Raw genomic sequence first — 12,794 nt, forward strand, 5'->3', positions numbered from 1 at the left:
GAATGGCACCCATAGATGTTTCCCACAGTTGTACGAATATTGCAATATGGTACATAGTAAACGATGTCATTCCAGTGTCTGGGCACATAACTGTACGAACATTGTAGTTTGGGAGCAATTCCCTACCAGTGGGGTGTCATCCCAGTGCCCAGACACTGGGATCCAGCTTCTATGCAACTTAATTAAAAACGTTTGTTTTAGCGTAAGACAACTGCCTTTAGCTCATCAGCTCAGTTATAAGCAAAATTTCTGGATTCCAGACTGGAATGACATCATCTGTTGTGCAATTTATCTTCAAAAATGAATATTCGTACAGTTATGTGCCCAGACACTGGCATGACATCATTTGTTTATCTGTTGAAAATGTAAATCGGAAAATAGCGTGGCACTTTGTACCACGCTTAGTGATGTAAGCTTAATCCAGTAATTAAATTAAGCGAGGTAAAACAAAAGACAACAACAATATATAATGTTCGTTTTTTTATGTCAAGCACTTTTTTTATCTGCTTCGATTAGATAAGGGATTTCAATATTAATTCTGCACTACTTGCAGTTTTTGTAATGGGTCTGCCAATGACGATATAATCAGCTCCTAAATTTATTGCTTCTCTTGGTGTTGCTGTTCTTTTTTGGTCGTCATGACCTGGATCTATACGAATTCCTGGAGTAATAATTTTAAAGTCTTCACCGCATTCTCGGCGCACTTCTTGAGCTTCTAGTGCAGAACAGACTATTCCATGGAGTCCAATCTTTTTTGCAAGCTTTGCAAGCAAAATTACCTGTGATTTTACCTCTCTTGCTACTCCAAGCTCGTTTAAATCCTCATTGCTCATACTAGTTAGCACTGTCACTCCAATCAGCTTTATTTTTGTGCCTTGCACCACACTTAGCGCTTCTTCAAGCATTTTTGTTCCGCCACTGATGTGCAGAGTTAACATTTCAACACTTAGAACTTTTATTACTTCAACTGTTTTAGCCACAGTGCTCGGAATATCATACAATTTCAGATCTAAAAAAATTGGTACATTGCATTTTGCAACTTCTTGCACTCCAGAGAGACCATGAGCAGCAAAAAATTCTAATCCCAGCTTTACCATGCCAACTTTACCACGCAGAGCATTAGCTAGAGAAATAGCCTTATTTAAGTCTTGTGTATCCAGTGCGCATATTATTGGGTTCATTATCTTGCATAATTTTTTTTATAATAAAGCTAATTATTATGTTTTGCAAATACCTTCACTCTGATTACGTTCATAAGATTCTGTCAATAGTGAATTTGGCAATTTGATCGGGGTGGATGAGCGACTGTTATATCCAGAATCTTCCTCGGATCCATATCCAGGATCTCCTGCATGTAAAGGAACAGATGTTTCGTCTGGCGATGATGCATATACAAGATCTTCCAGCGAAGAAGAAGGCGTTTTGTCTGGCAAAAGCCGTGCAAATTCTTCTTGTAACGCAAACTTTAATATTTGAATCGTATTTAATATTGCTTTTCCATCATTATTTCTTATAGGTTCTTCTATATTGTCTGTTACGCATCTTATCAACAGTTGCACAAAATTCACTTGTTTTTCTTTCTCTTTCAAAAAATCTTCTATTTGACTGTCTCGTTCTAAAAGTGAATTTCTTAAACTTTTCACTTCGTTATTACAATCTTTTCTTATCCCATCTAACTCAAAAGATTGATTTTTAATTAAATCATCTGCTTTATATAGCTCTTCAAATTTCCTTTTTAATTCTTGAGATAAGTTTTTATTTTTCTGATTAATTTCTTTAAATTTATATTGTAATTCATCTAATTCTACACAAAGTTCTTCTTGTCTTTTATGTAATTCTTCTTTTTTTTCACATAATATATGTTTTTCCTTACACAATTTTTCTATTTCCTTACACAATTCCTCTTTTTCTTTAGATAATTTTTCTATTTCCTTATATAATTCTTCATTTTTTAATTCTGCATGTTTATTATTGTCTATTTTCCTTTTCAATTCCGTCATGCGTTTTTCTTTTTCAGCTAGATTACCTTCTTTTTCTTGTAACTGTTCACGTAAACGCGAGATTTTAAGATGCAATTCTTCTTCTCGTGCAACAAGCTTATCTATTTCCTCTTTTGTTTTGTCCAATTCATTGTCTATTTCAAACGTACGATTCTTTGCTGTTTCTAATCTTTTCTCTAAAGATTTTTTTTCTTCAAGAAGAGATTCTCTCTCAACTTCTGACTCATTTACTTTCTGATCCAATTTTTTTGCTCTCTTGTCTAAATTTTGCTTTTCTCGAGTTAATTCATGTTTTAATTTTTCCACTTCTTTGTTTGCAGCTTTTTCAGCTTCCTTTCCTAGAGTTATTTTATTTTCTAACTCTTGCTCTTTCTGAGCGAATTTACTTCTCTCAACCTCTATTTTTTTATTATTACTAATCATTTTATACGAAAGTGCAAGCACCAAAACAGATAATGCAGCTAAAGCAAGAATTAGAGGAAGAGGCACATTAGAAGTTACAGTAAGCGCTAAAGATGTAAGTAACGTAAGAGTAGCTAAGGAACTAGCTACAAAATAAAATGTGTTAGCTTTGTTAAACAAATTGCTCATTACTCCCCTCCCCTCATGAACAAAACTTCAGCAGTCTTGTATATATTTATTAAAATTCTCTTATCTGTGGAGGTCCCTGCACTTACATCGTTAAGGTGTGATAGGAATTATTTGTTGCATCTCTAAAAGCGATAAATTAGGGCTGCCGGTACTTGTATTAGGATTTTCGTGATTTAGTTGCTCTGAATTTTCTTTATTCTCATCCTCATCTTCCTTTTTAGGAGATAGAGATTTTCTAGAATATCTTCTTGGTGTGGATGTGCGAGGAGAAAGTGGTTTCGGGAAAGTTAGTCCATTAGCAAGCTTATTTTCACCTGTTCCTTCAAATTCTGATGAATGTTTACTACTCAGATCCTTTATCATTTCCAGTGAATTAGTGGGAGTGTTAAATAAACTGTGTCAAACCGAAAAAAAAGTAATAAATTGATATAAAAAAATGGAGGTTTGACAATGAGTCAGAAAGTAGTAAACAGAACTACCGGTTTGGTAGATTATAAAGAATTAGAAACAAATATCCTGTCGTCTATACGAGAAGGAAGACCGTTGACAGGAAGAGATGGAGCATTAACACCGTTTATAAAAAAGTTGCTGGAGGTAAGCCTGGAAGGTGAAATAGAAAACCACTTGTCGGCTGAAAGCGAAGAGAATAATCGAAGAAATGGGAGGAATGCAAAGACTTTACGTACAAGCGCAGGGTCATTTGAGCTTTTGACGCCAAGAGATAGGGAAGGAAGTTTCGAACCACAAATAGTCAAAAAAAGGCAAACAAACTTACATCCAGAGCTTGAAACGAAGATTTTGAGCACATTTGCCAGTGGTATGGGCTATAGAGATATAGTGTCACATGTTGAGGAAATTTATGATCACAAAATATCGGTGGCAGAGATATCAAGTATTACTGACAAATTGCTACCAGTAATCAACGAATGGCGTAGTCGCCCGCTGCAGTCTGTATATCCGATAGTTTTCATGGTTTTTTAAAGTCAAAGAGGACGGGCATTGCGTAAGTAAATGCATGTATAACATATTAGGCATAGATCAAAATGGCAAAAAAGAAGTATTAGGTTTTTATTTGGCTGAAAGTGAAGGAGCTAACTTCTGGTTGGGAGTGCTAAATGACCTCAAAGAAAGAGGAGTAGAAGATATCCTTATTGCCTGCGTTGATGGGCTGAAAAGCTTTCCTGCAGCTATAAACAGTGTCTTTCCTAATGCGGAAGTGCAGATGTGTATAGTGCATCAGATACGCAACTCACTGAAGTATGTGGCCAGTAAAGATGCGAAGAGTTTTTTGAGCGATTTAAAGAAGGTATATCAAGCTTCAAGCAAGGAAATTGCCGAGAATTATCTGTTGGAATTAGATGAAAAATGGGGCACAAAGTACCCTATGGTTATAAAATCTTGGCAGAATAATTGGGAAAACTTGTCTGGTTATTTTAAGTATTCTGGTCCAGTTAGGAGGATAATCTACACCACCAATCCCATAGAGGGGCTACATAGGCAAATTAGGAAATTCACTAAGACCAAAGGCTCATTTACCAGCATAAATGCCTTGTATAAGCAGGTATATTGTGCTATAAAGAAGGCAGAGGAAAAGTGGACGATGCCTGTACATGATTGGGCATTAACTATCTCTCAACTTGATGTTTTCTTTCCTGGCAGATTGAAAATTGAGTTGAACTAAAAATGCGGTTTGACACAGTTTATTTAACACTCCCGAATTAGTTGCTTCTTGTACTGCATTTTCTTGTAATGAAATTCGTTCCAGCATGCTTAGCGTTTCCTCGCACTTGTTAATATTTTCGTTGAACTTCTTTTCCGCTTTTAGAGCTTTATTAAAAAGAGTTTTATCAATATTAGAATTTTCAGATGAGTGCTTTTTGTTTTGTTTATGTAAACCAATATTTCTACTTGTCATATTGAGGGATGCCTTTAGATCCTCTATTTCTTTTGTTATCTTTTTTTCTAACTCCTCATTTTTATTTTCATCTCCCCCTTTTCCTTCTGATTCATCATACAGTTCTTCTCCTGATTCATCATATAGTTCTTCTTGTGATTCTAACTGTTTCTTTAACCACTCTATTTCCTCATTTAGCCTTTCAATTTCGCTTTCTAAACCCTGCTTTTCTCGAGTTAATTTATTTAATTGATTCTTCACTTCTTTGTTTGCAGCTTCTTCAGCTTCCTTTCCTAGAGTTATTTTATTTTCTAACTCTTGCTCTTTCTGAGCGAATTTATTTCTCTCAACTTCCAGTTTCTTATTATTACTAATTATTTTATACGAAAGTGCAAGCACCAAAACAGATAATGCAGCTAAAGCAAGAATTAGAGGAAGAGGCACATTAGAAGTTACAGTAAGCGCTAAAGATGTAAGTAACGTAAGAGTAGCTAAGGAACTAGCTACAAAATAAAATGTGTTAGCTTTGTTAAACAAATTGCTCATTACTCCCCTCCCCTCATGAACAAAACTTCAGCAGTCTTGTATATATTTGTTAAGATTCTCTTATCTGTGGAAGTCACTGCACTTACATCGTTAAGGTGTGATAGGAATTATTTGTTGCATCTCTAAAAAGCGATAAATTAGGGCTGCCGGTACTTGTATTAGGATTTTCGTGATTTAGTTGCTCTGAATTTTCTTTATTCTCATCCTCATCTTCCTTTTTAGGAGATAGAGATTTTCTAGAATATCTTCTTGGTGTGGATGTGCGAGGAGAAAGTGGTTTCGGGAAAGTTAGTCCATTAGCAAGCTTATTTTCACCTGTTCCTTCAAATTCTGATGAATGTTCACTGCTTATATCTAGTTGATTATTTATACCTAACTTTTCATATATAGGTTGCATAAATTCATCAACTGCTTCTTGTATACGGTCTGTATCTTGCATGTCTTGTTCTTCTAAATTAAAAAGTCCTTGCTCTACTCTTTCTTTCACTACACTGAGTACAGTAAATACTGTTTTTGTTACATATTCTCTCTTTTTTTCTTCAAATTTATTTACATTTTCTTGTAATCATCCTTAACGTTTATTGATTGATTAACAAGTTCTTCCTCGTCTGCTTTTAAAGATAATAATTCCTTTTCCAGCTCCTCAATTTTAGATAAGTGCTTTTTCTCCTTTGTACTTAATTTGTCAACTTCATTTTTAAAACGAGTGTGCTCTTGACGCTCATAACTAACTTCACCTTCTAATCTTTTCTTTTCCCTTTCCAACTGGTATAACTTCTTCTCTAATTCTTTTATGTCGTTACTTAATTCTTTTTCTCTTTTCTTTAATTCCTCCTTCAGAGAGGAAGCTTCATCACTTTTTATTCTTAACTGCACTACTAATTCTTCTACTTCTTTTCTTAATTCTGTTTCTAATTGTATCTTTTCTTTTTCTAACATAGTTAATTGATGATTTAGAGAAGAAACCTTCTCTTTTAATTTACAAGGTAAGTCATTGTATTCATGTTCTAAGTTGCTCAGTTTGTTCTTCATCTCACATAATTCACCTTGTAAATTACCTTTTTTTTCATTTAGTTTCGTATTTTCATCACGTAACTCTTTAGTAAAATCAAGAGAATTTTTCTTTTCACATTCTAACTGACTTACTTTCTTATTCAATTTTTTTATTCTCTCATCTAAACCTTGCTTTTCTCGAGTTAATCTATTTAGTTGATTATTCAATTCCTCCACTTCTTTGCTTGCAGCTTCTTTAGCTTCTTTTTCTAGAGTTATTTTATTTTCTAACTCTTGTACCTTACTCTCAAATTGTTGTTTTACGCTTTCTAACTCTTGCTCTTTTTCAGCAAATTTATTTTTCTCAACCTCTATTTTCTTATTATTACTAATCATCTTGCATGAAAGTGCGAGTATCAAAGTAGATAGTATAGATAAACTCAAGGCAACAGGAAGAGCTACATTAAAGACTGCAACTGAAGACAAGAACTCAACATAAGGGGCAACAGCAAGTGTCCCAGATGCAAGCAATACCAAAGTAGCAAAAGCACCAGCTATAAGATATGGTGCATTGGCTTTATTATATAAATCCCCCATTATTATTCCCTCACAACTAAAGTATTATAATAGCATAAATGTCAAGGGAAGTAAAGCTATACAAATCAGTATAAGTCTATATTCACTATGTATTTCCCGTCTTCAGTTTCAAGCTCAGACTGCATCCACTCTATCATTTCCGCATTGCAAACTGCTTGTAGGTCATTCTGCGCGGATTGATTCAATTTGTCCTCTCGTAGATCTGCTTTTATCACTAATTTCTTTATCAAATGCTTAACTGATACATTATTATCTGCTTTTATCTTTCTGATAATGTTTAATATCTGCACGCAATTGTCTCCCATTTCCTCTGAATATTTATCGTAGATAAGCTCTTCTAATTTTGGCCAATTACTTTGATTGTGTACAGAATTATAACTATACAACTGGTGGTATATCTCTTCTGTAATGTAAGGCAAAAAAGGTGCAAATAACCGCAAAATAACATTTAACACATACGCCAAGCTTTGTTTTGCACTTAAGGTTGCTTCACTGCTTCCGTACGCGCGTTTTTTTACTAATTCCAAGTAGTTATCACAAAAATCCTTCCAAAAAAATTCCTCTATTACGCCCAAAGCTTCGCAGTATTCAAACTGTAATAGGTTATTCGTTGCTCTTTCTATAACTTTGTATAACTTAGACAATATCCACTTATCTATTGTCTCGTGAGCAGAATTTATGCTCATTACTTGATGCTTTTCCATGAACATGGAAACAAACTTGCTAGCGTTCCAAAGTTTTGTAACTAGGCGCTTGCCAATTTTAAATATATTTTCAGAGTAGACTGTATCAACTCCAAGCCTTGAGTTCGCTGCCCAATAGCGTACTACATCAGCTCCATAAGTTTCAAGTATTACATGAGGAGTGATGATGTTACCTTTTGATTTACTCATCTTTTTCTTATCATCGGCTAAACACCAACCGCTGATCATAATGTTTTTCCAAGGTAAAGAATCTGCATGATAATGTGCCTTTAAAATAGTATAAAAAGCCCAAGTTCTTATTATCTCATGGCTCTGGCTGCGCAGATCTGCAGGAAATATTGTATTATAGCGATGATTTGGTAAGCTAAACTCACTGTTTACTGCCAGTGCACTTAGTTGAGGAGTAATTGAACTTGTGGCCCAGGTATCCATTACATCTTGATCTGGGATAACCTCTTCTTTGCTATACCCTTTTGGCAAATCTTTGAGTGGATCTATAGGTAGGTCCTTTATCTCAGCTAGAATAATTTTACCTTCTTCTCCCTTACGTTTGGAATACCACGCTGGAAATGGCACACCAAAATAGCGCTGCCTTGAGATGCACCAGTCCCAATTTAGCCCTTCTATCCACACTTCCATGCGTTTACGCATATTGCTTGGATGCCAATTGCATTCTTTTACTTTATCTAATACTTGAGCTTTTTGCTCTAAGGTCTTGATAAACCATTGATAAGTAGGCAATATCTCAAGTGGTGCACCAGACCTTTCTGCGCACTTAACAGAATGAGAAATGCTAGTGCTTTCTATTAGTAACTCCTTCTCAGTTAGGATTTCGATCATCCTCTTTCTTGCTGCTGTAACTTTCAATCCATTGATTTCATTGTAGATTCCAGCGTCACGCGCTGGAATGACGCCGGGGTGTGGTGGAATGACGTCTTCTTTTGTCATCTGAGTAGCCCTTTCTCCTGTCATCCGAGTAGCCCCTATGGTGTCATCCCAGTGCCCAGACACTGGGATCCATTCTTCTATTTCCTGGATTCCAGTGCCACCTATGGTGTCATCCCAGTGCCCAGACACTGGGATCCATGCTCTTTCCTTCTGACCATGTGGTGGATGCAGGTTCATCCTCCCATCCTGATCGATGATAATTTTCATCGGCAGATTATGCTTTTGCTGCCAATATATGTCGAGCTCATCACCGAATGTACAACACATAACAAGCCCAGTGCCTTTATCTACTTTAACCTTATCATCAGCTATTATTGGAACTTTTTCCTTTGTTATTGGCGCTACGGCTGTTTTGCCAATCAGATGGGTATAGCGTGCATCCTCTGGGTGGCAAAAAACTGCAACGCATGCGGGAAGTAACTCAGGTCGCGTAGTTGCAATATTGATCTGCTCATTTTCGTGAGTAGAGAAAACTATCGTGTTTAAGGATGACTCAAAAACTTTATCTTCTATTTCTGCTTGCGCAATTGCGGTTTTATCAACCGGATCCCAAAGAATAGGTTGCATTTTTCTATATGCATACCCTTTATTATATAGATCGATAAACGACATTTGAGAAAGTGTCACAGTTTCCTTGCTGATCGTGTGATATTCCAAACTCCAGTCATAACTAATGCCGACCGATTTAAATAGTTCCTTAAATTCTTGCTTTGATTTTTCAATAACTTCATGGCACATCTCTATAAATTTTTCTCTGCCAACTTCTTTTGCACGGGTTTTATAGGTTTGTTCAACCAATCTTTCAGTGGGGAGCCCATTATCATCAAACCCAATTGGATAAAACACATCTTTTCCCAGCATGCGCTGAAACCTTGCAATAAAGTCTGTGTGGCAATAGCTAAATATATGGCCGATATGCAATTTACCCGATATTGTTGGTGGAGGTGTGTCTATAGTGAAAGTGTTATCCTTTTCACCATTCCATTTATAAACTTTACTACCTTTCCATAATATGTTGCATTTGTCTTCAACTTCTTTAAAGCCGTATTTTTCTTTTAACATAAATATTTCTCAATTTTAAACCTTAAGCTAGCAACGTCATACCGCGATTCATTCGCGGTATCTCAGCCGCTAACACGTAGCAAGATACTTAACCGTCATACCGCCGCGGTATCTCTTAGCATAGATCCCGCTAACAAGTAGCGGTATGACGAGGTTATCGTCATACCACCACGAACCGTCATACCGCGATTCATTCGCGGTATCTCAGCCGCTAACACGTAGTAGGATACTTAACCGTCATACCGCCGCGGTATCTCTTAGCATAGATCCCGCTAACAAGTAGCGGTATGACGAGGTTATCGTCATACCGCCACGAACCGTCATACCGCGATTCATTCGCGGTATCTCTAGATCCCGCTAACAAGCAGCGGGATGACGATTGTCGATAAACCTAAATTACTTTAGCTATAGCACAATTAAGTAAATACGGCAATTTTACGCCAAAATTTTTTGTTTACGAACATAAATTTTCTATGCTATGATAAAAATATTACTTGATCTTAGGTTCTAAAGGTATTATGTAATGTTAATTATATATATTGAGGTTCGTTATGATAGGATTTGAAAGATTAGCAGGGATTTTGGGTGCTTTAGATAAGAATGGTCATAATCTGGATGCTACAAAAAAAGAAGAGCTGAGAGTTTTCCTTAAAGGAGTGTTGGAAGGTAAAGAGGAAGAAACTTCAGAAAACATAGTAAGTGCATTCAGAGAGAAACTAAAAACAGAAGCTAAAGATGAACTTAAAGCTGATGAGGCAATAAAAACAGAAGCTAAAGATGAACTTAAAGCTGATCAAGCAACAATAACGGCTGCAAAAGCTGAACTCAAAGCTGATCAAGCAATCATAACGGCTGCAAAAGCTGAACTAAAAACCGAAAAGCTAAAAACTGAAGCTAAAAATGAACTATCAAATGAAATGCAAGAAAAAGTAAATAAACTTGAGCAGATAGAGAAGGAAAAAACAGACTTACAAACTCAATTGGGTGCAGCTAATACGCAAAAAACAGAATTAAGAAAACAATTAAGTAAGAAAGGCGAAGAATTAGAAGCTGAAAAGCTGAAAGCTGAGCAGGAAAAAACAGAATTACAAGCTAAATTCGATCAAGAAAAACAAGCACTAGAAGCTAAAAACAAAACAACTGAGCAACCAAAACAAGGCAATGGAGCACGGTACACCGCTACTGTTGGTATGGGTCTTGCTGCTGGACTGATAGCATTTACTGCACTTGAACGTACAGTTAGGTTAGAGATGTTAGTAATGATTGGTATAGCAGTAGCATCTGCACTCGTAGCTGGTAGTATTACATATGTAGCATTACCTAGTACTCAAGTAGATGGAGCGAAAGCACAAGAAGTAAATGAGAATGGGAAAAAGAAGTAACAAAGGCACTGGGCTGAAACCGTCATAAAGGAACCAGCGTCAGCTACTTGGATGACAAGAAGAGGGCGCTGGGATGAAATCATTATAGAGTGAACCAGTGTCACACTACTAGGATGACATCCTGACAATCGTCATACCGCTACTTGTTAGCGGGATGACGATTAATTATTCTGCGCGGGATGACAAGAAAGGAGCAGCAGGATGACGCCTCACCATGTCATTTGAGTAGCGGACACTGGAATGGCTTTGTTGCATCGCTAGCTATGATGGATTAAAGATAAAAAAGATGGAGAATATCAGTAGCTTATTATTCTGGTGTTTATAACAAGAACGGTCAGTGAATACCTAAATTTTAACAATCTCAATTATCACACACCATAATAAAACAGTCAACTTCACATGCTTAGGTTGCAAAATCCCAAAAAGCAGCCAGAATAGAATAAGCAAACATTTACGAATTAAATTTAGTGGATAATCACCAAATAAGGGTATTGATATCAACCATACTCTGCAGAATCGCAATATGGTATGACTACATGCTCTTCACTGATTTGATTAACATAATTAGCAGAGAGTTTTGTTTTGCAAAAGATGTCTACAGTAACATACTGCAATTATTTGGAATTGTAGGGCTAGGTGCAATTGTAAGGCCACTTGGTGCATTCATATTTGGTCACGTTGGTGACAGGTATGGAAGAAGGATAGCATTAATAATTACTATCTTGCTAATATCGATACCATCAAGTCTCATTGCATTTATTCCAAGTCACAATCAAGTAGGTATAATTTCTACTATATTGCTTCTTGCAATCCATGTGACACAAGGAATTGCACTTGGTGGTGAACAGGGAAGTTCTGTTTATCTTATAGAACATTTATCCAGTAGGAAAGAGAACTTAGGAATGTATTTTGGAATAATGGGCTGTGGTCGCTCCATTGGTGTCTTGCTTTCTGCGGTGATAGTAATTATCTGCAAAAAAACTACTGATTTTTGTACCTGGGGTTGGAGATTGCCATTTGTTTTCTCAGCTATTTTAGGATTAATTAGCGCGTATAGCATATACACATTGGGAGAAACTCCAGCATATGAAAAAAATCGAAAACAAAGAAATTTACCTGATTTGCCAATAATAGAGCTTATAAAGCGCCACAAGAGAGCTCTTATACTTGCTATTTTAATATCTGTACCTGTTAATGTTGCTGTCGGATTTACCATATTTCTTCGAACACTCGCAAAGGAAATAGCATCAGTGGATGTGTATGTAACGACATATATCAACGAAATTGTGCTCATTATAACCAGTGTATTAATGCCGATATCTTCAATAGCGTTTGGAATGTTGGCTGATAAAGTTGGAAAAGAGCGCACTGCAATCTTATTTATAGCAATTACAATGGCACTATGTTGTCCTGCGTTATCTATTGCATATTACTACAAAAATTACCTTATAATTATGCTTAGTGTAATGGCTCTTTCTATAATAGAAAGAGGTATAGTTCCCATAGGAATAGTTGCATCTGAACTCTTTCCCACCAATGTTAGATTTAGTGGTGTGAGCTTATCACGCAACATCTCTTATGCGTTACATGGAGGATTTACTCCTATGGTTTGTATTTGGTTGACTGTAACATTTCCTCAAACAAACCTTGCTGCTGGGCTTTATATAGTCTTCTGCTTGTTGATCAGTGTGGTAGCAATATTGCAAATAAAACCGCAAGATAAAAAATGTGATTGGTCTTAGTTTTCTCTTATGTGATTTGATAGTGATCTCCACCGGAAAAGGGTTTCATCTAAGTAGCTGACACCCTGACAACCGTCATCCTGCTGCTTGTTAGCGGGATCTAGAGATACCGTAACGGTATGACGTAGGACTGCTGTCATTCCAGTCTGGAATCCAGAAAAAAGGGGCTACTTGGATGACACCCTGACAACCGTCATCCCGCTGCTTGTTAGCGGGATCTATGTTAAGAGATACCGTGAATGAATCGCGGTATGACGTAGGACTGCTGTCATCCCAGTGCCCAGACACTGGGATCCAGGAATTTTATTAAGTTGGTAAGCATAAAAATAGCTGTT

Annotated in this window: 10 protein-coding genes and 1 pseudogene; 4 read left to right on the top strand and 7 right to left on the bottom strand. The window is 36.5% G+C overall.

Going from position 1 to position 12,794, the window contains the following annotated elements; genetic code table 11:
- Positions 1-46: 46 nt before the first annotated feature.
- Positions 47-304, top strand: coding sequence for a hypothetical protein (locus ABWU23_RS07250; protein ID WP_264688133.1), 258 nt, complete (start codon positions 47-49; stop codon positions 302-304).
- 208 nt (positions 305-512) lie between these two features.
- Here the strand turns inward: ABWU23_RS07250 and pyrF are convergent, their stop codons facing one another.
- The 3 genes from pyrF to ABWU23_RS02995 form a co-directional block, all read right to left on the bottom strand.
- On the bottom strand, positions 513-1,181 hold the full coding sequence (gene pyrF / locus ABWU23_RS02985; protein WP_253307329.1) for an orotidine-5'-phosphate decarboxylase: 669 nt from the start codon (positions 1,179-1,181) through the stop codon (positions 513-515).
- 36 nt (positions 1,182-1,217) lie between these two features.
- Positions 1,218-2,591, bottom strand: coding sequence for a hypothetical protein (locus ABWU23_RS02990; RefSeq protein ID WP_353270778.1), 1,374 nt, complete (start codon positions 2,589-2,591; stop codon positions 1,218-1,220).
- Positions 2,592-2,681: 90 nt separating this feature from the next.
- Positions 2,682-2,954 (bottom strand): hypothetical protein, encoded by a 273-nt coding sequence (locus ABWU23_RS02995; protein ID WP_253307327.1) that lies wholly within the window; start codon positions 2,952-2,954, stop codon positions 2,682-2,684.
- A gap of 87 nt (positions 2,955-3,041) precedes the next feature.
- Here ABWU23_RS02995 and ABWU23_RS03000 point away from each other — a divergent pair.
- Positions 3,042-4,272: pseudogene (locus ABWU23_RS03000) on the top strand (IS256-like element ISWpi15 family transposase).
- On the opposite strand, the gene ABWU23_RS03005 reads toward ABWU23_RS03000, so the two are convergent.
- From ABWU23_RS03005 to ABWU23_RS03020, 4 genes are all read right to left on the bottom strand, one after another.
- The gene (locus ABWU23_RS03005) at positions 4,213-5,031 is read right to left on the bottom strand and encodes a hypothetical protein (protein WP_353270779.1); all 819 of its coding nucleotides are present in this window, start codon (positions 5,029-5,031) and stop codon (positions 4,213-4,215) included. The pseudogene ABWU23_RS03000 and the gene ABWU23_RS03005 overlap by 60 nt on opposite strands.
- 82 nt (positions 5,032-5,113) lie before the next feature.
- Positions 5,114-5,518 carry a hypothetical protein gene (locus tag ABWU23_RS03010; protein WP_353270780.1) on the bottom strand — a complete coding sequence of 135 codons (405 nt, stop codon included), beginning with the start codon at positions 5,516-5,518 and terminating at the stop codon, positions 5,114-5,116.
- A 62-nt stretch (positions 5,519-5,580) separates the two neighbouring features.
- Positions 5,581-6,621, bottom strand: a complete 1,041-nt coding sequence (locus ABWU23_RS03015) for a hypothetical protein (RefSeq protein WP_353270781.1) — start codon at positions 6,619-6,621, stop codon at positions 5,581-5,583.
- A gap of 65 nt (positions 6,622-6,686) precedes the next feature.
- Entirely contained in the window at positions 6,687-9,335 is a 2,649-nt protein-coding gene (locus ABWU23_RS03020; protein ID WP_353270782.1) for a valine--tRNA ligase, read from the bottom strand.
- Between the two features lie 551 nt (positions 9,336-9,886).
- On the opposite strand from ABWU23_RS03020, the gene ABWU23_RS03025 reads away from it, so the two are divergent.
- Complete coding sequence (locus ABWU23_RS03025) at positions 9,887-10,717, top strand: hypothetical protein (protein WP_353270783.1); 831 nt, start codon at positions 9,887-9,889, stop codon at positions 10,715-10,717.
- A 467-nt stretch (positions 10,718-11,184) separates the two neighbouring features.
- Complete coding sequence (locus tag ABWU23_RS03030; protein ID WP_253308905.1) at positions 11,185-12,459, top strand: MFS transporter; 1,275 nt, start codon at positions 11,185-11,187, stop codon at positions 12,457-12,459.
- Positions 12,460-12,794: the final 335 nt, after the last annotated feature.

The organism is Wolbachia endosymbiont (group A) of Hedychridium roseum (assembly GCF_964028325.1).
GTDB lineage: Bacteria > Pseudomonadota > Alphaproteobacteria > Rickettsiales > Anaplasmataceae > Wolbachia.

What these genes read in the sequence shown, in the direction of transcription:
- ABWU23_RS03015 (WP_353270781.1), bottom strand. Translation starts at nt 6,621, where the DNA reads ATGGGGGATTTATATAATAAAGCCAATGCACCATATCTTATAGCTGGT.
- ABWU23_RS03020 (WP_353270782.1), bottom strand. Translation starts at nt 9,335, where the DNA reads ATGTTAAAAGAAAAATACGGCTTTAAAGAAGTTGAAGACAAATGCAAC.
- pyrF (WP_253307329.1), bottom strand. Translation starts at nt 1,181, where the DNA reads ATGAACCCAATAATATGCGCACTGGATACACAAGACTTAAATAAGGCT.
- ABWU23_RS03005 (WP_353270779.1), bottom strand. Translation starts at nt 5,031, where the DNA reads ATGAGCAATTTGTTTAACAAAGCTAACACATTTTATTTTGTAGCTAGT.
- ABWU23_RS02990 (WP_353270778.1), bottom strand. Translation starts at nt 2,591, where the DNA reads ATGAGCAATTTGTTTAACAAAGCTAACACATTTTATTTTGTAGCTAGT.
- ABWU23_RS07250 (WP_264688133.1), top strand. Translation starts at nt 47, where the DNA reads ATGGTACATAGTAAACGATGTCATTCCAGTGTCTGGGCACATAACTGT.
- ABWU23_RS03025 (WP_353270783.1), top strand. Translation starts at nt 9,887, where the DNA reads ATGATAGGATTTGAAAGATTAGCAGGGATTTTGGGTGCTTTAGATAAG.
- ABWU23_RS02995 (WP_253307327.1), bottom strand. Translation starts at nt 2,954, where the DNA reads ATGATAAAGGATCTGAGTAGTAAACATTCATCAGAATTTGAAGGAACA.